This window comes from Streptomyces sp. TE5632, from assembly GCF_054061295.1.
Genome location: NZ_JBSSEA010000003.1, coordinates 1694202 through 1720640 on the forward strand (window position 1 = coordinate 1694202; position 26439 = coordinate 1720640).

The 26439-nt window shown below is 71.4% G+C and carries 15 protein-coding genes and 1 other RNA gene; 6 read left to right on the forward strand and 10 right to left on the reverse strand.

The features are described from left to right. Positions 1-459: 459 nt before the first annotated feature. Positions 460-6690, reverse strand: a complete 6231-nt coding sequence (locus tag ACVW19_RS12855) for an RHS repeat-associated core domain-containing protein (protein WP_457464586.1) — start codon at positions 6688-6690, stop codon at positions 460-462. A gap of 371 nt (positions 6691-7061) precedes the next feature. Here ACVW19_RS12855 and ACVW19_RS12860 point away from each other — a divergent pair, with 371 nt between their 5' ends. Then, complete coding sequence (locus ACVW19_RS12860) at positions 7062-8138, forward strand: sensor histidine kinase (RefSeq protein ID WP_457459382.1); 1077 nt, start codon at positions 7062-7064, stop codon at positions 8136-8138. Positions 8139-8241: 103 nt separating this feature from the next. Here ACVW19_RS12860 and ssrA read toward each other — a convergent pair. The 5 genes from ssrA to ftsE form a co-directional block, all read right to left on the reverse strand. After that, positions 8242-8645: a transfer-messenger RNA gene (gene ssrA / locus ACVW19_RS12865) on the reverse strand. Between the two features lie 146 nt (positions 8646-8791). Further along, complete coding sequence (gene smpB, locus ACVW19_RS12870) at positions 8792-9271, reverse strand: SsrA-binding protein SmpB (protein WP_109378307.1); 480 nt, start codon at positions 9269-9271, stop codon at positions 8792-8794. 57 nt (positions 9272-9328) lie between these two features. After that, positions 9329-10489, reverse strand: coding sequence for a S41 family peptidase (locus tag ACVW19_RS12875; protein ID WP_457459384.1), 1161 nt, complete (start codon positions 10487-10489; stop codon positions 9329-9331). Positions 10490-10556: 67 nt separating this feature from the next. Beyond that, positions 10557-11474 carry a permease-like cell division protein FtsX gene (ftsX, locus tag ACVW19_RS12880; protein WP_457459386.1) on the reverse strand — a complete coding sequence of 306 codons (918 nt, stop codon included), beginning with the start codon at positions 11472-11474 and terminating at the stop codon, positions 10557-10559. Between the two features lie 29 nt (positions 11475-11503). Then, the gene (gene ftsE, locus ACVW19_RS12885) at positions 11504-12193 is read right to left on the reverse strand and encodes a cell division ATP-binding protein FtsE (protein ID WP_457459388.1); all 690 of its coding nucleotides are present in this window, start codon (positions 12191-12193) and stop codon (positions 11504-11506) included. Between the two features lie 258 nt (positions 12194-12451). On the opposite strand from ftsE, the gene ACVW19_RS12890 reads away from it, so the two are divergent. Beyond that, positions 12452-12643 (forward strand): hypothetical protein, encoded by a 192-nt coding sequence (locus ACVW19_RS12890; protein ID WP_109378301.1) that lies wholly within the window; start codon positions 12452-12454, stop codon positions 12641-12643. Positions 12644-12786: 143 nt separating this feature from the next. On the opposite strand, the gene ACVW19_RS12895 is transcribed toward ACVW19_RS12890, so the two are convergent. The 4 genes from ACVW19_RS12895 to ACVW19_RS12910 form a co-directional block, all read right to left on the reverse strand. Continuing rightward, complete coding sequence (locus tag ACVW19_RS12895; RefSeq protein WP_457459390.1) at positions 12787-13437, reverse strand: hypothetical protein; 651 nt, start codon at positions 13435-13437, stop codon at positions 12787-12789. A 307-nt stretch (positions 13438-13744) separates the two neighbouring features. After that, positions 13745-14851 (reverse strand): peptide chain release factor 2, encoded by a 1107-nt coding sequence (gene prfB, locus ACVW19_RS12900; RefSeq protein WP_457459392.1) that lies wholly within the window; start codon positions 14849-14851, stop codon positions 13745-13747. Between the two features lie 100 nt (positions 14852-14951). Continuing rightward, entirely contained in the window at positions 14952-16241 is a 1290-nt protein-coding gene (locus ACVW19_RS12905) for a protein kinase domain-containing protein (RefSeq protein WP_457459394.1), read from the reverse strand. Positions 16242-16394: 153 nt separating this feature from the next. Next, positions 16395-18080 (reverse strand): serine/threonine-protein kinase, encoded by a 1686-nt coding sequence (locus tag ACVW19_RS12910; RefSeq protein WP_457459396.1) that lies wholly within the window; start codon positions 18078-18080, stop codon positions 16395-16397. A 532-nt stretch (positions 18081-18612) separates the two neighbouring features. Here ACVW19_RS12910 and ACVW19_RS12915 point away from each other — a divergent pair. From ACVW19_RS12915 to ACVW19_RS12930, 4 genes are all read left to right on the forward strand, one after another. Continuing rightward, entirely contained in the window at positions 18613-22230 is a 3618-nt protein-coding gene (locus ACVW19_RS12915) for an FHA domain-containing protein (protein ID WP_457459397.1), read from the forward strand. 268 nt (positions 22231-22498) lie between these two features. Beyond that, positions 22499-23935: an ABC transporter substrate-binding protein gene (locus ACVW19_RS12920; protein WP_457459399.1), complete on the forward strand. Its 1437-nt coding sequence runs from the start codon at positions 22499-22501 to the stop codon at positions 23933-23935. 7 nt (positions 23936-23942) lie between these two features. Next, entirely contained in the window at positions 23943-25289 is a 1347-nt protein-coding gene (locus tag ACVW19_RS12925) for a carbohydrate ABC transporter permease (protein WP_457459401.1), read from the forward strand. Next, positions 25286-26191, forward strand: a complete 906-nt coding sequence (locus ACVW19_RS12930; RefSeq protein ID WP_457459403.1) for a carbohydrate ABC transporter permease — start codon at positions 25286-25288, stop codon at positions 26189-26191. The genes ACVW19_RS12925 and ACVW19_RS12930 overlap by 4 nt, the downstream gene beginning before the upstream one ends. The last annotated feature ends 248 nt before the right edge of the window (positions 26192-26439 follow it).

The window sequence follows — 26439 nt, forward strand, 5'->3', positions numbered from 1 at the left end:
TCCCGCTGACGCACTCCCTCTGATGGCCGGCCTGGCCGTTTCGGGCGAGCGGCATCCGGATCTTGAGCAAGAAAGTGAATTTTCCTTTCTCTGGGCGATAGGCCCCGTTAGACGTATCCGATCACGGACAGCGGAAATTCCCAGCCCCAAGTCGATCCTCAGTGGTCATACGTCCGCCTCACCTCCTTGCCTGCGAAAAAAAGAAGGCAGCAGGACAAAATTGATCAGACCGGCCCCTATCAAGGGAAGCACGAACAGCCAATTCTCTCGAAAGAAAAGAATCGCAACAAGGAAGGCCAGCGCGTACACAGCAACCTGAATGAACTTGTACATTCCATTCCGTTCCATCATCGAGATATTCACCATGAGAGGCAGAAACGCTGTCGGGTCTGACCTCCGGAGGTCAGACCCGACAGATTCTACATACTGCCCGTTGGGCAAAGAGGGGAGAACCGCATTTTATCGGCGGTGCCTACCACGTTGGAAGCCATGCCTGCCGGAGGATTTGCTCCACGGAGGCGCCCAACGAACCCACCCGTTTCTGCGTACCCCGGTCCCTCTGCTGCCGAAGTAGCCGTAGCCGGCGCCGCCCGCGAAGCCCTTCTGGTATGAGCCTGCGAAACCGGAGCGAGTGCACCGCTTTGTACACATGTTCCGGCTGACTGCATAAGTCCCGCCAGCGGCGAAGGCCCCTATTGCACCACCTGCCAACACACAACCAACGATGGCAGTGGCAGCACACATAGCGCCGGTAGCCACGGCGCCGCCAACGGCGAGCGCGGTATACCCGGCGAACCTGGCCGCCCGTGCGCCTCGACAGGATCCGTTTCGGTTCTTACCGAACCAGCACCGCTTTCCGTCCAGGTCGTACTTGTTCAGCGGATCGGCGTAGACGTAGTTGTAGGCAGTCGCGTTGCCGCCGTAGACCGGGTCCGTGGAAAGGAACCGGCCGGTGACAGGGCTGTAAAGCCGCACACCCATCAGGGTCAGGCCAGTCAGGGTCTCACTCGAGCGCTGCTTGGCACCCAACCAGTTGTATCGGGTGGCCTGCTGCCCCGGACGGGGGTTGCCGTACTCGTCACCGTCCAGCGCCACTGGAGCCTGGCCCGTGTCCAGCGGGAGCTGGAGCGCCACATCCCCGTGGATGGTGGTGAGCTGCAGCACCGTATCGCCGGTCTTGGTGGTGGTCGCCGCAAGGCCGCCGGAGACCCCGCCGACATTACGGCTCAGCGCGCCGGTGGCCGTGTCCTCCACGATCCAGCGCGGGTTGTCGCCGTCGCCGTCGTAGTGGTTGAGCTTGGACCCGGTCCGGGTCCAGGTGCCGTCGGTGTCCGTCTCCACCGTCCAGGAGCGGAAGCGCAGCGCGGCGTCGAGCTGCCAGGTCTGGCGCTTGTCGTCCGCGGTCTGCCGGTGGACCAGGTCGTTGGCGTAATAGCCGATCGTGCTGCCCGGCAGCACGGTGGTGCGGCCGAAGGCGTCGTAGGTGTAGCCGGCGTCGACGAGACGGTCGGCGCTGTCATAGGTGTGGTTGGTGGTGGTTGCTCCCGTGGAGGTGCAGGCGGCGCCGGGGTCGGCGGTCGCCGTGGTCAGGGACGTGCGGTTAGTGCGCTTGTCGAAGGTGTAGGCGCGCCGGGTGCAGACCTCGCCCGCCGTGTCGTCGACACCGGTCAGCCGGCCCGCGCGGTCGTAGCGGTAGCTCTGGCTGGACCAGCCCTGGTGGCTGGTGACCTGGCCGTGGACCGACTCGCTGACCCGGTCGGTGTAGACGGTCGTGCCGTCGCTGTCGCGGGTGTAGTTCCGTGAGGCGGTGGAGCCGGTGGGGTCCTCGGTGACGGTCAGGGTGTAGCCGCCGGGGAGTTTCTCGGTGGCGACGGAGCCGTCGGCGTCGTAGGTGGCCGAGAAGGCGCCCGCGACGGAGTCGGTGGTCCTCGTGGCCAGGCCGCGTGGTTCGGCCGCGTGGTCGTAGGTGTAGGTGAGGGTGGACGGAACGGAGTCGGTGACCTTGACCTGGCGGTCGAGCAGGTCGTACTCGGTCTTCGTGACGCCGCCGTCGGCGTCCGTGTAGGAGATCTGGCGGCCGAGCTTGTCGTACGCCTTGGTGATCGTCCCGCCGGTCGGCGAGCTGATCTTGGTCACCGCACCGGTCGCGGGGTCGTACTCGGTGGTGGTCTCCGGAATCGCTTGGCCGAGGCCGCCGGTCACCGTGGTCTTGATCTCGCGGCCGGCCGCGTCGTACGTCTTCGTGGTCGTCCGGTACGTCCCGCCGACCTCGTCGGTGACGGTGGCCGGGTTGCCCCAGCGGTCGTACTCGGTCGTGGTGTTCACCAGCTTGTTCGGCTGGGAGCCGCCGCCGGTGATGTCACCTCCTGGACCGGTCCAGCACACCTGGTCCGCCCATTCGGGGCGGCCCTTGCACCAGCCGGTGCCGGTGGCCGACCAGTACTCGGTGATCCGGGTCGCGGCATCGCTGCCCGTCCCGCCCGGGAGCACCTGGGAGGTGACCCGGCCCTGGCCGTCGTAGCCCGTGGTGGTGGTGAGGTTCAGGCCGCCCGCGTCCTTGGTGGTGAGCGTGGGCAGGCCCTTGACCCAGTCGTACTGGGTGGTCTCGACCCGCTTCTCGCCCATGACGGAGTAGTAGTCGCGGACCCGGGCGCCGGTGACGGTCAGCGTGACCTGGTCCTTGACCGTGGCCGTGCCGTCGCTCGGGCGGCCCTCGTCGTACTCCTTGACCGTCCACGAACGGGCCGGGACCGAGGTTCCGGCCTCGACCAGGACGGTGCTGCCGTCCTTCAGGTCCTCGGTCAGGTCGACCCGGTGGAGGGGGCCGAATTCCTCGAGCTCCCGCTGTCCGCGCTCGTCGTAGAGCGAGGTGGTGGAGAGCAGGTGGGCGCGCTCGGCGGCCGAGCGGCCGATGATGCCCAGGTCGGTCAGCTGCTCCTTCTCCTCGGCGGTGGCTCCGAGTGCCAGCGCGCGGTTGCCCGCGTTCAGTTCGCGGACGGTGTTGCCGAAGCGGTCGTACTCCGTGGTGCTGATGTGCCCGCCGGGCGCGGCAGTGTTGACCGTGCGGCCGGAGGCGTTCAGGTACGTCACCGTGGCACGCTTGTAGGCGGCGGAGGTGAGGTCGGCGCCGTCGTGGGACGCCGGCACCGAGTCGGCGGGGAACACCGCGGTGGCGTCCGTGGGGGCGTCCAGCTGTCCCCACTCGGTGACGGTGGCGGCGCCCATGCCGTACGGCGCCTTGGTGCCGGTGAGCGGCACGCCGTAGACGACGCTGGTGACCGCGTTGCCCTCGACCGTGTCGGTGGTGCCCTGCTTCAGGGCTTGGCGGGACGACTTCAGCAGCATGCCGTCACCCGGAGCCGTGCCGGCGCCCGCGTTGCCGTAGGTGAAGGTGTGGGGCAGCTGACTCTGCTGCTGCATCCAGGTCACCCGGCCATCCCAGTAGGCGTACTGGGTCTGCGAGGACTGGCTGAGCCTCGGGTCCCACTGCTGGCGCAGGCTGCCGTTCGAGTCGTAGCGGTACTTGGCCACGGCCGTGGCGGTCGCGGCGGAGGCACCGGGGCTGGTGGCCCAGATCCGGATCTCGCTGGCTTGGCCGGCGAAGTCGCCGAACTGGCCGTCGTTCTCCGTACCGGTGGCGGTGGTGGTGGACGCGTAGACGAACTCCAGGACCTTGCAGCCCTTGGTCGCCGGGGACGCCTCGCAGGCCGCGGTGGTGGCCGCCGAGGTCGGGGCGATGATCCGCTTGGGACGGGCCAGCTTCTTGCCGTCGACGGTCACGGTCTCGGAGACGACCTTGGTGGTGGTGTTGGCCAGGCCGTCGAAGAGGGTGCTGCTGACCTGCCAGGTGGCGGACGCCGCGTCGGGCTTGGCAAAGGTGGTGACCGTGCCCTCCGTGTCGGACAGGGTCAGGGTCCCGGTCAGGCTGCCCTTGAGGGTCAGGTCCTCGGAGCCGGGCTCGGGTATCCAGCCGTTCTTCGCCGCGTTCGCGGTGAAGTGGATGGCGTCGCCCTCCTCCATCACCACGTCGACCGCGGTGTCGGAGACCCGGCGGATGTGGCTGTAGTCAGACTCGGTGGTCTCCGCGACGGTGCCGGCGACCCACTCCTTTCCGAAGATCGCCGCTTGGCCCTCCTGCGACGCGCCCCGGTTGGGGGTACGGGAGGCGGCCGTGCGGGACACCGACAGGTCGAACATCGACACATCGCTCTCGGAGAGCGTGAAGTTGCCGGTCAGCAGGTTGAGGGAGCCGGGGCCCACCTCGGTGGTGGTGGCTCCGTCCGCGTTGCGGTCGACGACCACAGTCAGCGGAGCGGTACTGCTCGCGGCGGAGGACGGGCCGGTGAAGTCGGCCTTCACCTGCACGGTTCCGTCCGGGTCGACGGTTTCCGTCGCGTTCCACACCAGCGGCGCGTTCTTGCCATTGGCCAGCGGGACCGGCCAGGCGGTCAGCGGGGCGCCACCCGAGGTGACGTCACCGAGCGGGATCCGCACCCAGGGGTCCGCCTCGGAGCGCCGCCAGGAGAAGGACACCGCGTCGTACTTGCCCGCCTCGGCCTCGGCGACCAACGGCAGACGGCGGGCGGTGCGCTCACCCTCCGACGGCTGGACGAACCCGCCCGAGCCCGCGTGGAAGAGGTACTCCGACGCCTCGGACTTGTTGTCCGCCTTGTCGACGGCCCGCACCTGGAGGGTGTGGCTGCCGTTCTTCGGCGGGGTGACGGAGATCGCCTTGGCCGTGCCGGACCCGCCAGTGGTGACCTTGGTCCAGGTCACGCCGTCCAGGGACCATTCGAGCCAGTTGTGGTCGGTCCCGGAGGGCGGGGTCACGGTGAACGTGCCCGGCTGTCCCTCGCCCTTGACCCACTGTCCGACCGGGTAGTCGGTCGAGGTGATCTTCGTCGGGGCGGACGGGGCCTTGGTGTCGACCGTGAACGTCTTCCACGCCGACCAGCCGGCGTTGTAGTGCGTCCCGTCATAGGGGCTGGTGCGGAACTTGTACGTCTTGCCCTCGGCCAGCACCCCGGCCGGGACGGTCACCGAGGCGGCCTGACCCGATGCCACGTACTTCGACACGATGGGGCTGCCGACCTGGGTGTCGGTCGCGTTGTCGTAGATCTGGAAGGTGCCGTTGACCTTGTCACCGTCGGCATCGACGAAGGTGTCGCGCAGCGTCGGCGTCAGCGTGTTGACCTGGTAGGCGCCGCTGTAGGAGAAGAACGGCGGACCGGCCTCCTGCTTCGTGCCCGTCTTCGGCCGGAAGTTGTAGGTGACCGTCAGCTTCGGCACGTTCGACGCCGCGTTGGCGGAGTTGACCCGCTTCCACTGCGCCGTCACCGACTCGCTCGTGGCGCGCAGGCCCATGTGCCCGCGCGTCGCCTTGGCCGCGGCCCACTCCTGCGCCAGCGAGGTCACGTCCGCGTTGATCCACCCGTCGGGGGCCGAGGCACAGTCGGGGTTGCCCCTGGTCTCGGTGGACGTCGCCTTCTTCGCGGTCCAGGTCGGCTGCGCCGTCCAGCGCGAAGCGGTCGACGCGGCCCCGGCGGACCACACCTCCCACGACTGGGCCTTGCAGTCGGTGTTGCCCGAATGGAAGTTCCACAGCGACAGCTTCGCGCTGGAGACCAGCGCGTCCGCGATCGGCGAGGTGTTCCAGGAGATGAACGACCGGGCGGTCCTCGGGGTCCCGTTCGGGTTCGTCGTCCCCGGGTTACCGAAGTCCAACTCCTTGTCGGTGGACCAGTCGCGGGTCTCGCCCTGCTGCACGTAGGTGTCGAAGACGTTGGAGAGCGCGGACGTGGACGGGTCCACCGTCACCGGGTACGTCGTCTCCGGGTCGGCGAGGAACTCTGCGTCCGGGGTGACCACCAGGTCGATGCCGCCCTTGCGCTGCACCACCTTCATGGCCACCGGCACCCTGCGGGTGTGCTCGCCCGACACCTTGTCGACGCTCGCGTCCCACATGACCGGTGCGGGCATGACGGCCCGCTTCTTGTTCTTCCGGTCGGTGAACAGCACACTGCCGTCCGGCTGCTGCTTCGCCGTCAAGCCCTTGGCCTTCAGCGGCAGGGTGTAGGAGTAGCCTTCGGCCGGTTTCCGCTTGATCTCGACGAACTGCTCGAAGCCGGTGCGGGTCGCCTCGACGACCACGTCGGCGCCCGGCAGTGCGTCGGGGTAGGTCGCACGAGTGCCGTCCAGGTCCGGCGCGGGCAGCCCGCCCTTCCACTGGAGGGTGATCCGCTCGTCTCCCTCACCCAGGGTCACCAGGTCACGGGCCGGGGCCTTGCCCGCCTCACCGAGCGACCGCGGGACCGTGCCGCCCTTGCCCGCCAGCCGCAGCCCCTCGGGATGCGCCTTGGCCTCCACCACGCCGTCCGTCTCACGGAGTTCGACGTCGATGTCGGTCCACTCGCCCCCCTCCCGCTCGAAGCGGAGCGGGCCGGCCGCCAGCTCGGTGGTGAGGGACCCGTCCTTGTTCACCCAGGTGGTGGAGGTCTCGGTCCGCTCGGACAGCGCCTCGACCCGCTTGCCGCTCAGCCGGGCCGCGACCTTCGCGGAGGGGATGTCCGCAGCGGTGACGGGGCCCTTGGGCGCCGGTTTTCCGACCGCCTGCCGGGTCTTCTCCCGTTCGAGGGCCACCACCTGGCCGGTGGCGGCGACCACCACGGCGGTCTCCGCCGCCAGCACCATGGCGGTCACAACCGCGATCCGGGGCAGCAGCCGTCTGCGTCTCTGCAAGGCGACGGCCGACCCCTCCCACTCGTCGGTGGACCGTATTCGCTCTGACACTTCTACTGTCTCCCTGTTGCTGTGAGCATGGTCAAACCATGATCAAAGCAGGGACACGGCAGAGGGAAGAAGTGAAGATTTCACCCCTCGGGGAGAGCATGTGAGAATCATAAAGACCGAGGTCATCACCGCTCCCCAGCCTCCCCAGGCCACCAGGTGGGACCACCCACCAACAGAGCCGGCAGGGCAGGAGCGAAGGAACAATGCGGAGCGGGGCAGTGGGGAGCGGGGCGGCTCCGCCGGGGGCTCGGGTTGCCCTCGGCACGCTGGCCGTGCTGGTGGTCGGATCGCTCGCGCTGACGGCGTTGGACGTCGCCTCGTCCTCGATCGGCAGACGCGCGGTGGCGACCGGGCTCACCGTGCTGGTGCTGATGCCCGCCGTCCTGCTCGGGCAGTACGCCCCGCCGCCCTACCGGCTGCCGCACCGCTGGAGGTGGGCCCTGCTGCTGGTGCAGGTCGTGCTCACCTACCTGCCGCTGGTGCTCTTCCACTACCGGTGGCTGTCCCTGCTCGGTTTCCTGGCCGGCGCCGTGCTGCTCACGCTGCCGCCCACCACTTCTCTCCCGGTCGCCCTGCTGGTCGGCGTCAGCGGGCCGCTGCTGATCCACACGGGCGTGGTCGTCACCGACCGGGGTTCGCTGAGCGTTCTGCTGAGCACGGCGATCACGGCGAGCACGGTCTTCGCGGTCGCCCACCTCGCCCGGCTCGCCGCCCGGCTGCACGGCAGCAGGGAGCAGACGGCCCTGCTCGCCGAGCAGCGCACCCGGGCGCGGATGCGGCAGGATCTGCACGACCTGGTGGGCACGTCGCTGGTGGTCATCGCGCTGCGGGGGGAGAGCGCCCTGCGGGCGGAGGCTCCCGAAGGGTCCGTCCGGGCAGCGCTCACGGAAGTCGTGGAGCTCGCCCGGCGGACGCATGAGGACGTGCGGCGCATCAGCGGCCCCGAGGTGGCCTTCTCGCTGGCCGAGGAGTTCGCCCACGCCCAGCGGCTGCTCACCACCGCCGGGATAGCGGTACGCACCTCCCTGCCCCCGCTCGTCGAGCCGGGCGGTGCGGTGGCGGACTGTCTGCGGTCGGTGCTGCACGAGGCGGTGGGCAATGTGCTGGAGCACAGCCGTGCCCGGATCTGCGAGATCGAACTGCGTACCGGGGCCGACGGCATCCGGCTGACCGTCCGCAACGACGGCGTCACCGCCGACCCGGCGCCGCCCCTCCCCTCGGCGGGCGGACGGCGCCGCGGCACGGGCCTGGCCGGGCTCAGGGGCCGGGCCGTCGCACTGGGCGGCAGCCTGCAGGCCGGGCCGAAGGACCGGGAGTTCTCGGTGGCGGCGGTTCTGCCGCTGGGCTGACGCGGCCGCACTGCGACGGCGAAGGGACCGGCCCATGGGAATGCCGGCCGCGCACGACACAGGCCCCGCCGCTGCTGCGACGGGGCCTGTGCCCACATGGGAATTGTGGAGATGGCGGGAATCGAACCCGCGTCCAACGGTGCGGAACCAGGGCTTCTCCGTGTGCAGTCCGCTGTGCTTTTCTCAGCCCCGGAGATCACGCGGACAAGTCTCCGACGGGCTCAGTCACTGTTAGGTTTCCCTCTTCACCCCGTGACCGGGATCAAGGTTTAGTCCCCTGAATGATGCCAGGATCCGGGTCGGGAACATCCCCGGGCTGACACTCCCTCTAGTAGGAGAGCTGCTGCTCGCTACCTGAAGATCAGGCAGCGAGGGCGAGCTCGCCCTGGGAGATGGATCGCTTGGAATTGGCGATTATTTTTTTCGGCCTGTGGTTTACGAGATCATGGCCGCTTCCTCGACACGCTTCCCCTGCTTCGACAGCCGCTGTCGAAACCGATCATCCCCATGTTTTCTTCTCAAGGTGCGCACCCGCTGTGGGGTGCTGTCGCCATCGTACGTGACCAACGCGGGTCGGTGCCAGCGTATTCCCGCGCGACGGGTCCGGACGGGTCCGGCCCCCCTCACGCACGGCGGTCCGCCGCGGACGGGTGCTACGCCCGCTGCTTGCGGCGGACCGCCGAGATCGCCCGCTCGGTCTCGCGGCGGTCCTGCTTCTCGCGGAGCGTCTGACGCTTGTCGTACTCCTTCTTGCCCTTCGCCAGCGCGATCTCCACCTTCGCGCGGCCGTCCTTGAAGTACAGGGCGAGCGGCACGATGGTGTGCCCCGTCTCCTGGGACTTGGACTCCAGCTTGTCGATCTCCGCGCGGTGCAGCAGCAGCTTGCGCTTGCGCCGCGCGCTGTGGTTGGTCCAGGTGCCCTGGCTGTACTCGGGGACGTGCACGTTGTGCAGCCACGCCTCGTTGCCGTCGAGCTGGACGAAACCGTCCACCAGCGAGGCCCTGCCCTGACGCAGCGACTTCACCTCGGTCCCGGTGAGGACCAGACCGGCCTCGTAGGTGTCGATGATGAGGTAGTCGTGCCGCGCCTTCTTGTTCTGCGCGATCAGCTTGCGCCCTTTTTCCTTAGCCATAGTGCGGCCCATTTTCGCACTACGGAGGGGGTTTTCGGAAAGCCGTTTCCCGCGCGGCTACCGGCCGAGCCCCGCGAGGACCGTCCCCGCCCGCCGGAGCGCCTGCTCGGCGGCCTCCAGGTCGGGGGTGATGCCGTGTCCGTCGACGCCCCGGCCGGACGGGGTGCGGTAGTGGCCGACGGTCAGTTCGACGACCGAGCCGTCGGGCAGCCGGCCGGGCATCTGCACGGAGCCCTTGCCGAAGGTGCGGGAGCCCACCACGACCGCCCGGCCGCGGTCCTGGAGGGCGCCGGTGAGCAGTTCGGCCGCGCTCATCGTCCCGCCGTCGACGAGCACGACCAGGGGTCTGGCGGTGTCGCCGCCGGGCTCGGCGTGCAGGGCGCGCTGCTCGCCCTCGACGTCGTAGGTGGCGACCAGGCCGCCGTCGAGGAAGGCGGAGGCCGCGGTGACCGCCTCGGCGACCAGGCCGCCGGAGTTGCCGCGCAGGTCGAGGACGAGGCCGGCGTCGGCCGGTGCCTCCTCGACGGCGGTCCGGACCTGGTCGCCGGAGCCCTTGGTGAAGGCGCCGACCTTGATGACGGTGATCCGGCCGGGGAGTTCGTCGACGGTGACGGTGTCGCGGGAGAGCCGGACCCGGCGCAGGGTCTCGCTCCAGGTGCGCGTGCCGCGTTCCAGACCGAGGCGGACGGTGGTGCCGGCGGACTCGGCCGCGTCGTCACCCCGGAGTAAGGAGACGACCTCGGTGACGGGCCGCCCGTCGACCCGCTCGCCGTCGACGCTGCGCAGCCGGTCGCCCACGCGGATACCGGCGTCGGCCGCGGGGGTGCCGCTGCCCACCCCGGTCACCTCGATCCGGCCGGACCGTTCACGGGCCCACAGGCCGACGCCGGTGTACCGGCCGTCGAGGGCGTCCTCGAACTCCTCGTACTCGCCCGGGGAGTAGACGGCGCCCCACCGGTCCCCGCTGCGGCTGACGGCGCGCTCGGCGGCCTCCACGGGGGACGTGCCGGCCGCCATGGCCTCCTCGGCCGCCTCGGCGACCTCCGCGTGGCGTCCGGTGGGGGCGGCCGCCTGGGTGGGGCGCGCTGCGGGTTTCCGGTCGGTCGCGGGCAGGCTGCCGGTGGCCGCTCCGGCCACGAGGACGCTCGCGAACACCAACGTCAGGGCGGATCCGCGGCGGAAGCGGCGGGGCTGGCAGAACAGGGCACGACCTGACATGCCGGTGAGTCTAGGACAACGCGAAGGGGCGCACGGCCGGTTGACCGTACGCCCCTCTTGGCAAGAGTCACACCTTCAAATACTTGCGCAACGCGAAGAAAGCGGCCAGGGCAGGCATCAGCAGGCTCGTGGCGAGGATCAGCGGAAGCTTCGTCAGCACCGCGTCCCAGCCGATGAAGTTGATCAGATTCAGCTTCTCCGACAGCGCCAGTCCGTTGTCGATGATGAAGTACCGGCCGACCAGCAGGAATCCGCAGGCGAGGGTGCCACCGATGAGCCCGGCGACCGCGGCCTCGGCGATGAACGGCGCCTGGATGTAGAAGCCCGAGGCGCCGACCAGCCGCATGATGCCGGTCTCACGCCGACGGCTGAAGGCCGAGACGCGCACCGTGTTGACGATCAGCATCAGGGCGACGACCAGCATGAGCGCCATCACCGCGCGGGCGGCCCAGTTCATGCCGTTCAGCAGCCCGAAGAGGTTGTCCAGGATGCCCTTCTGGTCCTGCACCGACTGCACCCCGTCCCGCCCGTCGAAGGCGGTCGCGACGACCTGGTACTTCTCCGGGTCCTTCAGCTTGATGCGGTACGACTCCTGCATCTGGTCCGGGGTGAGGGAGCTGGCCAGCGGGGAGTCGCCGAACTGCTCCTTGTAGTGCTTGTACGCCGCGTCCTGGGACTCGTGGGTGACCGAGTCGACGACCGACATCTTCTCCAGGTCGCTCTTGATCTGCCCCTTCTGGTCCTCGGTCACCGCGCCCTTGGCGCAGTTGGGGTCGGACTCGGCGTCGCTCTTGTTGCACAGGAAGATGGAGACGTTGACCTTGTCGTACCAGTAGCCCTTCATGCTGGTGACCTGGTCGCTCATCAGGAGCGACCCGCCGAACAGGGCGAGCGACAGGGCGACGGAGACGACGACGGCGAAGGTCATCGTCAGATTGCGGCGGAGACCGACACCGATCTCCGACAGAACGAACTGGGCGCGCATGGCGTGGGGTTAAGCCTTTCCGTTCCTCGTCAGTGCTGGTAGCCGTAGACGCCGCGTGCCTGGTCGCGGACGAGACGGCCCTTCTCCAGCTCGATGACGCGCTTGCGCATCTGGTCCACGATGTTCTGGTCGTGCGTCGCCATCACCACGGTGGTGCCCGTCCGGTTGATGCGGTCGAGCAGCTTCATGATGCCCACCGAGGTCTGCGGGTCGAGGTTGCCGGTGGGCTCGTCGCAGATGAGCAGCTTGGGCCGGTTGACGAAGGCCCGCGCGATGGCGACGCGCTGCTGCTCACCGCCGGAGAGCTCACCGGGCATCCGCTCCTCCTTGCCGCCGAGCCCGACGAGGTCGAGCACCTGCGGCACGGACTTGCGGATCTCGCCGCGGGACTTGCCGATGACCTCCTGCGCGAAGGCCACGTTCTCGGCGACCGTCTTGTTGGGCAGCAGGCGGAAGTCCTGGAACACCGTCCCCAGCTGGCGCCGGACCTGCGGCACCTTCCAGTTGGAGACGCGCGCGAGGTCCTTGCCCAGGACGTGCACCTGACCGTGGCTGGCCCGCTCCTCGCGGAGGATCAGCCGCAGGAAGGTGGACTTGCCGGAGCCCGAGGACCCCACGAGGAACACGAACTCGCCCTTCTCGACCTCCAGGGAGACATCTCGGAGGGCGGGACGGTTCTGCTTGGGGTAGGCCTTGGAGACGTTGTCGAATCGGATCACGGGTGCACCACGGGTCGCCGGGGGTAGATGTGCGTGACCTTACGCGAAGCGGAAGCCCGCCCGCAGTCACCGGAGTGGGTTGCGCGACACTTGCGCGCTTTATGCCGGATGTGCGGCGGGCCCGACGGCCCGGAGGCGGGGGCGGGCAGGATACGGGGACCGCGCCGATTTCCAGGGAACCTGGCACAGTGGTGGGGGGAACATTCGCGCCCCCGTGGGCGTTGTACTGACTGGAACCGGTGCGAGGAAGGAGAGCGGATGACGTACGACCGGCTGGTGTGCGCCAACTGCGCCGCACCCGTGAGCGAGGGCCGGTGCCCGGTGTGCCGCGCGAGCCGCGAGCGGATGCAGCAGGTGAACTTCTTCGCGGGCCTGAACCCCATGACGCTGATCGCGCTGCTGGCGGTCCTGGTCGCCGCGGTGGCACTGCTCGCCCACCAGACCGTCTGACCGTCGCGGATCCGCCGTCCGGCACATCCGGCACGGAGAACCCCGAGCACGCCCGAGGGGCCCGGAGCGCAGCTGCGCTCCGGGCCCCTCGGGCTGTGTCTGCGTCCCTGCCCTGCGTACGGTGTGTACGCGCGGCGTCACCGTCAGGCGGTGGCGCCGCCGCGGCCGGTCATGAGGCGCGGCAGCACGCGGAAGCCGATGCCGCCGGCGATCATCGTGGCGGCACCGAGCACCAGGAAGGTCATCTCGGCGGCGCCGGTCTCGGCGAGCTCCTGGCCGTTGCCCTGGGCCGACGTGGCGGGCTCTTCGCCCGTGTCGGTGAGGGCCGAGGAGCCCTGCTCCTGGGTGGAGACGCCGGAGCCACCGGCGGGGTTGGCGGCGTTGCCGCCACCGCCGTTGCCCTTGTCGTCGCCGTCGCCTCCGTCACCCTTGCCGGCACCCGGGGTGGTCGGGGCCGTCGTGGGGTCCTCGGTCGGGTCGGTCGTGGGGTCCTCGGTCGGCTCCTCGGTCGGCTCCGTCGTGGGGTCCTCGGTCGGCTCCTCGGTCGGGTCGGTCGTGGGGTCCTCGGTCGGGAGCTCGGTCGGCGGGGTCTCCGGCGGGGTGGGCTCCCCGTCGTCGGCGTCCTCGTCCCCGACGTTCACGTTGACGCCGACGTTGGCGCCCTGGCTCCCGACACCGGCGTTCACGCCTATGCCGAGGGCGGAGGCCGCGCCGGCGGCGGTCAGCGAGGCGCCGCCCGCGATCACGGCAGCGGCCGCGATCCGTGCGACACGGATGCGCGTCTTCTTGGTCATCTGGTTGCTACCCCCAGTAGCTCATCGTCAATGAGGCGGCGCCCGGGGCCGTGATCAACGGGGGTGACTGCGATGAAGCGCCCCCCGGTTCACATGCGCCCCAGAGATACGCATGCCGCGCCTCACCCTTCCCACTTTTCAAATGAACGTCAAGGCCGTTGCGTACGCGATGTCCACGTACGCGCGTTTTGCCGAACATTGAAGCCGTGAGTGTGATGTAAAACCCCGACATCCCCGGCATGAGAAAGGCAACTGCCGCCCCGAGGGCGGCAGTTGCCTTGTCGACAAAGCCCTGTCAGCGCGGAGGTCACTTCTCCCGCTGCTTGCGCCAGCGAATTCCGGCCTCCAGGAAGCCGTCGATCTCACCGTTGAACACGGCCTCGGGGTTGCCGACTTCCTGCTCCGTGCGCAGGTCCTTGACCATCTGGTAGGGGTGCAGCACGTACGAACGCATCTGGTTGCCCCAGGAATTGCCGCCGTCGCCCTTGAGGGCGTCCATCTTGGCCTGCTCCTCCTGGCGGCGCCGCTCCAGCAGCTTGGCCTGGAGGACGTTCATCGCGGTGGCGCGGTTCTGGATCTGGGAGCGCTCGTTCTGGCAGGAGACCACGATGCCGGTCGGGATGTGCGTGATGCGCACCGCGGAGTCGGTGGTGTTGACGCCCTGGCCGCCGGGGCCCGAGGAACGGTAGACGTCGACGCGCAGCTCGCTCTCGTCGATGTCGACGTGGTCGGCCTTCTCGACGACGGGGAGCACCTCGACGCCCGCGAACGAGGTCTGGCGCCGGCCCTGGTTGTCGAAGGGCGAGATGCGCACCAGGCGGTGCGTGCCCTGCTCGACCGAGAGGGTGCCGTAGGCGTAGGGCGCCTGCACGGCGAAGGTGGTCGACTTGATGCCGGCCTCCTCCGCGTACGACGTCTCGTAGACCTCGGTCTTGTAGCCGTGCTGCTCGGCCCAGCGCAGGTACATCCGCTGGAGCTTCTCCGCGAAGTCGGCGGCGTCGACGCCACCGGCCTCCGCCCGGATGTTGACGAGCGCCTCACGGGCGTCGTACTCGCCGGACAGGAGGGTACGGACCTCCATCTCGTCGAGCGCCTTGCGGACGCCCGTGAGCTCGGCCTCGGCCTCCGCGCGGGTGTCCGGGTCGTCCTCCTCCTCGGCCATCTCGAAGAGAATGGCGAGATCGTCGATCCGCCCGCGCAGCGTCTCCGCCTTCCTGACCTCGGCCTGGAGGTGGGAGAGCTTACTGGTGATCTTCTGCGCCGCCTCCGGGTCGTCCCACAGGGAGGGCGCGGCCGCCTGCTCCTCGAGCACGGCGATGTCTGCCCTCATCCTGTCGAGGTCCAGAACGGCCTCGATCGACTCCATGGTCGAGGAGAGGGACTTGAGCTCTTCGGATACATCGACGACTGCCACACCCCCAGCGTAACGGCTCGCTCGAGCCGCCCCTACCGAACACCGGGCCGGAATCCACACCGGCGACGTCGGTACTGGTCACGCGTGGGGCGGGTGCGGCTCAGGGGGTGGCCGGGGCCGAGTTGTTGGTGTCGTTGTTGCCGTCCTGGGGGTTTGTTCCCGGCTCGTCGTCCGAGGTGGCCAGCCAGGCGCCGGCGCCCACCGCGGCCAGCAGGGTCACCGTCAGCGCGGCCAGGGTCAGTCGGCGTCGGCGGGCGAGCGCGCGGTTGCGGGCCGAACCGGGACGGCGGGCGCCGCTCGCGCGGGGGGCGCGGGCCGTGCCGCGGGCGCCGCCGGCCAGCTCGTCGGGGGACGGCACCCGCATCGAGGTGTGGGTGTCCCGGTTGGAGTCGGTCGGCTTCGCGCCCGGCACCAGCGGGACCGCGCCGCGCCGCCGCACGGGCACCCCGGTGCCCGGTGCCGGACCGGAGGCCGGGGTGTCCCCTCGCTCCGGCCTGTCCGTTCCGTTCGGCCTCTCCGGCTCCACCGGGTCGTTGTCCGGCTCGTCCACGTCCAGCGGCGGCATCCCCGCCAGCATCGGCAGCAGTTCCCGCAGCCGTGTCCCCAGTTCCGAGGCCCGCAGCCGCGAGGCCGGCGCCTTGGCCAGGCACTGCACGAGCAACCGCCACAGCTCGTCGGGGATGCCGGGGAGCGGGACCACCGACTCGGTGACGTGGCGGCGCAGTACCGCCCCGGGGTGTCCGCCGCCGAACGGCGTGAAGCCCGCGAGCAGCTCGTACAGGACCGTGGCGAGCGCGTAGATGTCGACCGACGCGCGCGGCGGCAGGCCCTCCACGATCTCCGGCGCCAGGTAGTCCGGCGTCCCGATGATCTTCGTGGCCCGGGTGCGGCGCGGGGTGTCGATGAGTTTGGCCACGCCGAAGTCGGTCAGCAGGGCGCGGTGCGAGCCGCCGGGACCGAGCGGGCCCTGCATGTCCAGCAGCACGTTCTCCGGTTTGACGTCCCGGTGCACGACCCCCGCCGCGTGCGCCGCCGCCAGGCCGTCCGCGATGTCGGCGACGATCGCCACCGCGGCCTCCGGTGCGAGCCTGCGCTCCCGGTCGAGCCGGGTGCGCAGATCCGTGCCGCGGACCAGGTCCATGACCAGGGCGAGATCGTTGCCGTCGACCACCAGGTCGCGCACCGAGACGATGTGCGGGTGCTCCAGGCCGAGCAGCGCCGTCCGCTCCCCCACGAAACGCCCCACGAGCTCCTGGTCGGAGGAGAGGTCCTCGCGCAGCAACTTGATGGCGACGGGTCCTCGCGGCCCTTCGCCGAGCCACACCGTGCCGGCGCTGCCCCGACCCAGGATCTGGTGGGCGGTGTACCGGCTGCCGATCTTCCGTGCCAAGACTGCTCCTACCGACGCGTGTTGCCGCCAAAGCTACGCGCCTCGAAAGCCGACGTTCACCGGGGACGCCGAATTCACCCGCCGGGTGTCGACAAATCAGCAAACAGGTCGGAACCGCCCCCGGAGGGACGGGCGCCCCTTGTGGTCGGGGCTCTACGGCGCCCCGGGCCCGCCCAGGTCCTGGATCCAGTCCGTCGCCGTGCCGAACCAGTCGGTGAGCTGGTCCCAGTAGCCCTTGCCGCTGCCGATCCAGCCCTGCAGCGGGCTCAGCTCCCAGATCAGCCAGCCCGCGACGAACAGGATGATGATCGTGAACAGGCAGCCCTTCAGGCAGCCGAGACCGGGGATGCGCATCGGGTTGGCGCTGCGCTGCCGCTGCCGGGGCTCGCGCGCGGGACGCCGCGGCTCCGGCGGCGGGGTGTACCGCTGCGGCTCCGGCTGCCGCGGCCGCTGCGGTGGCTGCGGTGGCTGCGGGGCGTACTGCTGCGGCTGCTGGTACTGCTGCGGCTGCTGTCCGTAGCCGGGAGCGGGCTGGGACTGCGGACGGCGCTGCTGCGGCTGCTGCGCCGGCTGCGGCGGCCGGGCGACCTGCCGCTGGGGGCGGCGGCGCAGCGGGTCCTCGCCCGGGTCGAGGTACTGGACCTGCGTCTGCTCGTTGCGGTCGCGGGCCGCGCGCAGCTGGTTCTGCCAGGGGTGCGGGTCGTCGGGGCCGCCCTGTCCCTGGCCGCCCTGGCCGGGCGGGCCCGGTGGCACCGGGGGCATGACGGCGGTCGGGTCGGCGGCACCGGAGGGCCCGCCGGTGTGGGCACCGGCGTGCGGCAGGACGCTGGTCGCGCCGTTGGGGTCGTACGCGCCCCCGGTGTGCGGCAGCACCTGCGTCGGGTCGGCGGCACCGGGCGCGCCCGGTGTGCCGGGCACGGGGGCGGGCGCCGGGTCGGGCATGAGGAGCACGCCGACGTTCTCCGCGGCGGCGATCTGCGCGGAGTTCGCGTGCACGCCGATTCCGTCGGCGACGACACGCAGGCCGCGCGCGAGGTTCTCGGCGCTGGGCCGGTGCTCGGGATCCTTGCCGAGACAGCGCTCGATGACCGTCCACAGCGGGTCCGGGACCGTGGAGGGGCGGCGCGGTTCGGCGCTCAGGTGCTGGTGCAGCACCTCCAGGGCGGAGCCGCCGGAGAACGGCGGGCGGCCGGTGACCAGCTCGTACAGCAGGATGCCGGCGCCGTAGATGTCGACGGCGGAGGTCTGCGGGCGGCCCTCGGCGGACTCGGGCGCGATGTACGCGGGCGTGCCGACGAACTCGTGGGTGCGGGTCAGGCCCGGGGAGTCGGCCAGCCGGGCGATGCCGAAGTCGGTCAGCATCGGGTGCATCTCGCCGCCGTCCTGCTTGAGCAGGACGTTGGCGGGCTTCAGATCGCGGTGCACCACGCCGTCGGCGTGGCTGGCGGCGAGCGCGTCGGAGACCTGGGCGGTCAGCAGCGCGGCGGCGACGGGGGTGAGCGGGCCGCTCTCCCGCAGATAGCGGTGCAGGTCGGGACCCTGGACGAGGTCCATGACCAGAGCCAGCAGATCGCCCTCGACGACCAGGTCGCGGACCCGGACGATGTTGGGGTGGGTCAGCCTGAGCAGGACGGAGCGCTCCCGCAGGAACCGCGTCACGATGTCCGCGTCGCTCGCGAGCTCCTCCTTGAGGACCTTGATCGCGACGGTCTCACCCGGCTGGCCGGGCACCGCCGCCTCGGCCCCCGCGGTCTCCCTCTGGCGGCCCCGCCAGACGGTGCCCGTGGCGCCGCGTCCGATCTGCTCCTCGAGCAGGTACTTGCTCCCTACCGGCCGCACGTCATGCGCTCCCTGCTGCTTGCTTGGCTGGCGTACACCGTGGTTCGTCGTACCGCGGAACCGAAATGCTCCGCCCCACTGTAGTGCCGCCCCGCGGAACACCGGCCTGTCGACTTCGACGTCTTCCCGTCCTCTTCGTGTCGGGTCCGTGTCGGGTCTGTGCCGGCTTTCCGCCCTGTGTCGGGTTCCACGGGGCCGTGTGGGGTTTCCTCCGTACGGATTCCCGTCCGCGTTCGACGAAAGACGCCCGACTCGGTCCGTTTGGTTGCCGGACACCGGACGTGACCGATCTCAAGTGGCGCCGAAACCATCATCCGCGGCGCATTGGTCAGGCACTTTTGAGGGCAGAGCCGACCAATCAAGATCATTTGATGCCGGGGGGCGGGCATGTTGCCGGTGTCAGGTGCGAGGATGCCTGCAGTACTGGCCGTACGTGCGCGTGTGGTGGTGGGGGAAGTCCGCGGTGGGGGACCGCGGGGCCGCTTCGTCCCCTGTGCCGCGGGCGCCCGCGCAGAAGGGACCGCTCCCGGCGATGCAGATCCGGCTGACCGTCGTAGACCCGCTGGGCCCGCCCTCCCCCGCGCGGGGCCACGTGGTCGTCACCGCCCCCGCCGGTACGGCCCTGTCGGCGGTGGCCGCCGCACTGGTCTCCGCGGTGTCCGGCGGCGACGGGGGATCCGGCTCCTCTTCCTCGGGCTCGGGTGCCCCGGTGCTGTACGCCGGTGACCAGCGGCTGGACGCCCAGCGCTGCACCCTCGGCGAGCCTCCGCTGATCGACGGCGCGGTGCTGGCCGTGGGCGCCCCGGGCGCACCCGAACCGCATCCCGAGCTGGACGACACCCCGACCAGGCTCCATGTCGTCGCCGGCCCCGACGCGGGCGGCGTCCATCTGCTGCACGGCGGCGAGATCCGCATCGGCCGCTCGGCCGACGCCGATGTGCCGCTCGACGACCCGGACGTCTCCCGGCTGCACTGCGCGGTGACGGTCGGCCCGGACGGCAGGGTCTCGGTCGCCGACCTCGGTTCCACGAACGGCACGACCCTGGACGGCCGGCGGGTGGGCCCCCGCCCGGTCGCACTGGCACCGGGCGCGCTGCTGCGGATCGGCGAGTCGGCCCTGCGCCTCACCCCGGCCGCCGGACCGGGGGCACGCGCGCGGACGACCCCGGACGGGGAGGGGCACGTGCGCGTGCCGGGTCCCCGCGCGGGCGACGGCCGTGCCGGCGGTGGCAGCGGGGAGCCGGCCGGGTCAGGGGCGTCGGCCGGGACGACGTCGGGGACGGGGACGCTGGGGACGGGGTATGCGCGGGTACCGGCCGCGCATCCGGTGCAGCCGGGTCGTCCGACCCACCACGGCTACGGTTCCGCGCCCTGGGCCGCCGCCTCCGGCGGGTACGGGGCGGGCGCGCCGCTGGTCCCCGGCCAGGGCGGCGCACCGGGGATCGAGAACCCCGAGACGGACACCTCCGGTCCCGGCGGGCGCACTGTGCACGTCGCCCCCCGGGGCGAGCTGTCGCGGGTCCCCCAGGGGCGCCGGGTGTCGCAGCCGAGGCCCGCCGACGGCGGCTCGGACACCGGGCGCCCGGGCGACCCGTACGGCGGGACGACCCCAGAGCCCCCGGCGCCCCCCACCGGGGCCACCCACTCGGGCACCGGCGGCCCCGGGGTCCCTCCCCCCACCAGCCGTAAGGGCACCCCGCTGCGCGGCACCGAGCTGGACGGCACCGGGCTCACGCAGCAGCCTTCCGGCGCCCGCAGGCGCGGCGGGCTCTCCGCGTGGGCGCGGCGGCTGGCCGGGGGACGCCAGGGGCCGGAGACCGCCGGGGCGGACGGGTCCGGCGGGGAGGAGGCCGGCGCCGTCCCGCCCGGACGGGCCGTGGCCGCGCCGGGCCCGCCCGAGACCTGGCCCGACCCCGCCGCCCTGCTGCTGACCGCGCTGGGCCCCGGCCCCCGGCTGTGGGAGCGCGGGCCCGGCCATCCGGAGACCCTCGCGATACGCCTCGGCACGGCCGACCGGGCGGTGCCGGGCGGCTCGGGCCTGCTGCCCGCCGTACCGATGACCTCGGGACTGCGCGAGGTGGGCTCGCTGGGCCTGGCCGGCCCGCGCGAGCGGCTCACCGGGCTGGCCCGCGTGGTGCTGGCCCAGCTCGCCGCGCTGCACTCCCCCGACGCACTGGAGATCGTCCTGATCACCGCGGACCGCTCCCGCCCCCTGGAGGAGCGGACCGCCGAATGGGCCTGGCTGGGCTGGCTGCCGCACGTACGCCCGGGGCACGGCCAGGACTGCCGGCTGCTCCTCGCCCACGACCGCGAACAGGCCGCGGCCCGCACCGGGGAACTGCTGCGCCGCCTGGCGGACCACGACCACGCGGCACGGACCTCGCCCGCCCGACCGGTCCCGCCCGCCCGACCGGTCCCGGCCGCCCCGCTCATCCCGGAGCAGCCCCGGCCCGCCGACGCCGACCGGAGCGAGCACCGGCGTTCCTCCTGGGCCGTGGGCGACGGCGCCGGCCCGACGGACGGCTTCGCGGGGCCGTACACCGTGGTCGTCGTGGACGGTGACCCCGGTGACCCCGGGGTGCGCGACGCGCTGGTGCGGCTGGCCGTGGAGGGGCCGCGGGCCGGGATCCACCTGGTGTGTCTCGCCGAGACGTCCGCCGCCTCCGCCGCGTCCCCGGTCACACAGACGTACGAGGCGGCCTGCGCGGTGACCCCGGCGTTCCGGGAGTGCGGTGCCGTCGCCCTGCTCAGCGGGGACGTGGCGACCACCCTGCGGCTGCTGCGGGTGGCCGCCACCGGTACGGGGACGCCACCGGGTCCGGTCGGTCACGGCACGGTCGCCACGGTCGACGCGGTCTCCCCGGCGTGGGCCGAACGCTTCGCGCGGGCGCTGGCACCGCTGCGCCCGGAGGGCGTCCCCGGCGCGGTGCACACGCGCGTGTCGGCGCCGCTGCCCCAGTCGGCGCGGCTGCTGGACGAGCTGGGGCTGGCCCGCGCCACCCCGGCCTCACTGATGGCCCGCTGGGCGGACGCGGCCGACGACAAGGAGAGCGTCGGCGGCCGGGTGTCCGCGGTGCTGGGCGCCGGTCCGCGCGGCCCGGTCGCCGCCGACCTCGCGGCCGAGGGGCCGCATCTGCTGGTGGAGGGGCCGTCCGGCAGCGGCCGTACCGAACTGCTCCGGGCCGTCGTCGCTTCCCTGGCCGCGGCCGAACGGCCGGACCGGCTGGGCATCGTCCTGGTGGACGGCCGGTGCGCCGCCGCGTCGGGCGGCGGACCGGGCGACGGACTGCGGGTGTGTACGGACGTACCGCACGTCACCACACATCTCAGCGCCAACGACCCGGTGCGGATGCGGGAGTTCGCCCAGTCGCTGAGCGCCGAGCTGAAGCGGCGTGCCGAACTGCTCGGCAGGTCGGACTTCGTGGAGTGGCACACCGGGCGTGAGCTGTCGGACCGTATGGTCGCCCAGCGCACGACCGCGCCCCGCGGTCAGGCGGCCGCCGGCGGTGAGCACTCGGGGGACCTGGACGCCCCGCCCAGTTCGACGCTGCGGCTGCGGCCCGGGGCCGCGCGGCGCAGGACGGAGGCCCCGCCGCCGTTGCCCCGGCTGGTGGTGGTCGTGGACGACCTGGACGCGCTGGTCTCCCCCGCGCTCGGCTCACCGGGGCGGCCCGCCGCCGGGTCGGTGCTGCGGGCGCTGGAGGCGGTCGCGCGGGAGGGCGAGCGGCTGGGCGTGCACCTGGTGGCCGCCACCGGCCCCTGCGCCCGTACGGCGGAGACCGAGCCGGCGAAGCGCGCGACCCTGCGCGTGACGCTCGACCCGCCCGCGCCGGGCGGCCGTGGGGACACCTCCCCGTTCGAGCAGGGCCGGGACGGCGGGGGAGAACCGGCGCCGGGCCGCGGGCAGTTGGCCCACCCGGACGGCACGGTGACCGCGTTCCAGGGCGGACGGGTGACCGGCCGCATCCCGCGCACGGCGACGCTGCGGCCCACGGTCGTGCCGCTGGAGTGGCACCGCATGGGCGATCCGCCGGCCCGCCGCCCGGTCCGGGAACTCGGCAACGGCCCGACCGACCTCGCGCTGCTCGCCAGCGCGCTGGAACGCGCGGCCCGCCAGGTCTCGGCCACCGAGGTGCCGTCCCTGCTCTGACCTGATCCCGCGTCACCCGGCCGCGCGTCAGCCGTTCCCGCGTCACCCGGCCGCGCTCGCCCGTTTTCGCGTCAGCCGCCACGCGGCACGGACACGACCCGCCCCGGCATGCTCCGATCCGGCACCCCACGGCCCCGGAGAGTCACGAGGCGGTCACGATCCCGGACTTGACACGCGACGCGGTCTTGCCGCCCCCGTCCTCCCGGGCGTACACAGAGCCCACGGGACAGCGCTCGACGTTCGACGAGATACGAAGAACGGGGCAGTGATGCGCAGGACGAGCAGAATCATCCGGATACGCAGGTCGCCCGGCACACCCACGGAAACGACGACTCCCCGCACCCGCAGGGCCGCGAGAACCTCGGCCGCCGTCGTCGCGGGTGTCCTCGCGGTCTCGCTCACCGCGTGCGGAGGGGGCGACGACGGCAACACCCCGGACGGCGCGGACGGCGCGAACGGCACCGCCGACGAGACCGCCGCCACCGTCACGCTCCCCCGGCTGGACGGTGAGAGCCTCGAGGTCGCCGCCGTGTGGACCGGCACCGAACAGGCCAACTTCAAGAAGGTCCTGGCGGAGTTCGAGAAGCGCACCGGCGCGAAGGTGACCTTCGTTCCCGCCCAGGACCCCATCGTCAACTTCCTCGGTTCGAAGATCGCGGGCGGCGCCCCGCCCGACGTGGCGCTGCTGCCGCAGCCGGGCGCCATCAAGCAGGCCGTGGAGAAGAAGTGGGCCAAGCCGCTGGGCGCCGAGGCACGGGCGGAGCTCGCCAAGAACTACTCGCAGGGCTGGCAGGACATCGGAACGGTCGACGGCAAGCAGTACGGCGTCTACTACAAGGCCGCCAACAAGTCGCTGATCTGGTACAACGCCCAGGTCTTCGAGAACGCGGGCGCGAGCGAGCCGAAGACGTGGGACGAGCTGCTCACCGCGGCGCAGACGGTCTACGACTCCGGCGTCACCCCGTTCTCGGTCGGCGGCGCCGACGGCTGGACGCTGACCGACTGGTTCGAGAACGTCTATCTCTCCCAGGCGGGCCCGGAGAAGTACGACCGGCTCGCCGCGCACGAGACCAAGTGGACGGACCCCTCCGTGAAGGAGGCCCTGACCACGCTGGCGGAGATCTGGGGCAAGCCGGACTACGTGGCGGGCGGCCCGGGCGGAGCGCTGCAGACCGAGTTCCCGGCCTCCGTGACGCAGACGTTCACCGGCGGTGACCAGCCCAAGGCGGGCATGGTCTACGAGGGCGACTTCGTGCAGGTCAACATCGGTGAGACCAAGGCGAAGGTCGGCACGGACGCGAAGGTGTTCCCGTTCCCCGCGGTCGGTGACAGCCCGCCCGTGGTGTCCGGCGGCGACGCGGCCGTGATCCTGAAGGACTCCAAGGCGTCGCAGGCCCTGGCGACCTTCCTCGCCTCCCCGGACGCGGCCGGCGTCCAGGCGAAGCTGGGCGGCTACCTCTCGCCGAACAAGAACGTGCCGAACTCGGCGTATCCGAACGCGGTGCAGCAGAAGATGGCCAAGGCGCTCATCGACGCCGGTGACGACTTCCGCTTCGACATGTCCGATCAGGCTCCGCAGGCGTTCGGCGGCACCCCCGGCAAGGGCGAGTGGAAGGCGCTGCAGGACTTCCTGAAGAACCCGAAGGACATCGCGGGAACGCAGGCCCGGCTGGAGGCCGACGCGGCCGCGGCGTACGGGGACTGATCCGGCGATGGCGTCGGACACGGCGGCAGGGGTCCCCGAGGTCCCTGCCGCTCCCCAGTCGCGCAGGAGCGTCACCGGCACCCGCAGGACCGTCGCGGCGCTGTTCCTGCTGCCCGCGCTGCTGCTGCTCGGCGCGCTCGTGGTCTACCCGATCGGGTACTCCGTCATCCGCAGCTTCTACGACCAGTCCGGTGGCGGCTTCGCCGGATTCGACAACTACCGGGCCCTGTTCACCGACGACGGCATCCGCACCGCCCTGAAGAACAACGTCATCTGGGTGGTGTTCGCGCCGACGGTCGCGACCGCGCTCGGTCTGGTCTTCGCGGTGCTGACCGAACGGATCCGCTGGGGCACGGCGTTCAAGCTGGTCATTTTCATGCCGATGGCGATCTCGATGCTGGCGGCGGGCATCATCTTCCGTCTGGTGTACGACCAGGACCCGGACAAGGGCGTCGCGAACGCGGTGTGGGTGGGGGTGCACGACACCTTCGCCGAGTCGTCGGCGTACCCGAAGGCGCACCCGGGCCGCGAGTCGCCGCTGGAGGCGGCCGGCGGGGGCGCCTTCGTCACCAAGCGGACGGTGCGCGTCGGGGACACCGTCACGCTGCCGCTGGTCGGTGTCGCCCCGGACCTGATCCCGGGCGACGCCGAACGGGCGGCCGCGCCGAAGCCGGAGCCGGACCGGATCACCGGCACGACCTGGCAGGACTTCACCCGCGGCAAGGGCGTCGGCACGCTGAACGGCGTCGACGCCGACGAGCTGGGCTATCCCGGCATGAGGATCGAGGCGGTCAGGGACGGCACGGTGGTGGAGACGGCCACGGCGGCGGCCGACGGCACGTTCTCCCTGTCGTCCAAGGCGGACGGGGCACAACTCCGGCTTCCGGCGAGCAACTTCAAGGAGCCGTACAACGGCCTGGACTGGCTGGGCCCGTCGTTGGTCACGCCCGCCGTCATCGGCTCGTACATCTGGATGTGGGCGGGCTTCGCGATGGTGCTGATCTCGGCCGGACTCGCGGGCATGCCCCGGGAGTTGCTGGAGGCCGCGCGGGTCGACGGCGCGGGCGAGTGGCAGGTGTTCAGACGGGTCACGGTGCCCCTGCTGGCGCCGGTGCTCGCGGTCGTCACCGTCACCCTGATGATCAACGTGCTGAAGGTGTTCGACCTGGTCTTCATCATCGCCCCCGGCTCCTCCCAGGACGACGCCGACGTCCTCGCGCTGGAGCTGTACCGCAAGGGCTTCTCCGAGGACCAGCCGGGCATCGCCAGCGCGATCGCGGTGTTCCTGCTGCTCCTGGTGATCCCGGTGATGTGGTTCAACGTGCGGCGGCTGAGGCGGGAGGTCAGGCGATGAGCCCACGTCTGCTCAAGGCGCGGCCACCGGTCGAGGCGCGTCCGCCGGGCTCCCGTTCGCTCGCCTCCCGGCTCGCCGACCGGGTCGGCGGGGGGCTGGTCCAGGCGTTCCTGATCGTCGTCGGGATGTTCTGGCTGGTCCCGACGATCGGGTTGCTGCTGGCCAGTCTGCGCACCCCCGAGGACATGGCCGCCGACGGCTGGTGGACGGTGTTCACCGAGCCCTCGCAGCTCACCTTCGGCGCCTACGAGACCCTGCTGGAGAACGGCGACATCACCGGCTCCCTGCTGAACACGGCGTACATCACCGTCCCGGCGACGGTACTGGTGGTGGTGATCGGTTCGCTCGCCGGATACGCCTTCGCCTGGATGGAGTTCCCGGGCCGGGACTGGTGGTTCCTCGGTGTGGTGGGGCTGCTGGTGGTGCCGGTGCAGGTGGCGCTGATCCCGATCGCCGAGCTCTTCGGCAGTCTCGGCATCTTCGGCTCGCTGGTCGGGGTGGTGCTGTTCCACGTCGGCTTCGGTCTGCCGTTCGCGGTGTTCCTGCTGCGGAACTTCTTCGCGGAGATCCCGAAGGAGCTGCTGGAGGCGGCCCGGTTGGACGGTGCGGGTGAACTGCGCCTGTTCGCCCGGGTGGTGATGCCGCTGGCCGGGCCGGCGGTCGCCTCGCTGGGCATTTTCCAGTTCCTGTGGGTGTGGAACGACATGCTGGTCGCGCTGATCTTCACGGACTCCGGGAGCCAGCCGATCACGGTCGCCCTGCAGACGCAGGTACGGCAGTTCGGCAACAACATCGACGTGCTGGCGCCGGGCGCGTTCATCTCGATGGTGATCCCGCTGGCCGTGTTCTTCGCCTTCCAGCGGCAGTTCGTCTCCGGGGTGATGGCGGGCGCCGTGAAGTGAACTGCACGGAGGCAGAGTTGGAGGACGGGCCCGGGGCTCCGCACAAAGGGCCCCGGGTCCGCCCCTTCGGGTGACGGATGCCCCCGGACGCCGTACACGGCGTAACCCGGGCGGCCCGGCGGCCGTTCCCGGGCCGAACCCCCGTGCCGACCGTTGGATGCCCCTTGCCCAGGTTCCGTGTCACCGTCCCCGTGCGCCCGGGGTGGGCGCACCCGCCGCACCGGGTCCGGGTGTGCCGGGCCGTCCGC

Bases quoted from the DNA above. Each gene is read 5' to 3' on its own strand.
- ACVW19_RS12855 (WP_457464586.1), bottom strand. From the start codon at position 6,690: ATGGTGCTGGCGGCGGAGACCGCCGTGGTGGTCGCCGCCACCGGCCAG.
- smpB (WP_109378307.1), bottom strand. From the start codon at position 9,271: ATGGCTAAGGAAAAAGGGCGCAAGCTGATCGCGCAGAACAAGAAGGCG.
- ACVW19_RS12875 (WP_457459384.1), bottom strand. From the start codon at position 10,489: ATGTCAGGTCGTGCCCTGTTCTGCCAGCCCCGCCGCTTCCGCCGCGGA.
- ftsX (WP_457459386.1), bottom strand. From the start codon at position 11,474: ATGCGCGCCCAGTTCGTTCTGTCGGAGATCGGTGTCGGTCTCCGCCGC.
- ACVW19_RS12890 (WP_109378301.1), top strand. From the start codon at position 12,452: ATGACGTACGACCGGCTGGTGTGCGCCAACTGCGCCGCACCCGTGAGC.
- ACVW19_RS12895 (WP_457459390.1), bottom strand. From the start codon at position 13,437: ATGACCAAGAAGACGCGCATCCGTGTCGCACGGATCGCGGCCGCTGCC.
- ACVW19_RS12915 (WP_457459397.1), top strand. From the start codon at position 18,613: ATGCAGATCCGGCTGACCGTCGTAGACCCGCTGGGCCCGCCCTCCCCC.
- ACVW19_RS12920 (WP_457459399.1), top strand. From the start codon at position 22,499: ATGCGCAGGACGAGCAGAATCATCCGGATACGCAGGTCGCCCGGCACA.
- ACVW19_RS12925 (WP_457459401.1), top strand. From the start codon at position 23,943: ATGGCGTCGGACACGGCGGCAGGGGTCCCCGAGGTCCCTGCCGCTCCC.
- ACVW19_RS12930 (WP_457459403.1), top strand. From the start codon at position 25,286: ATGAGCCCACGTCTGCTCAAGGCGCGGCCACCGGTCGAGGCGCGTCCG.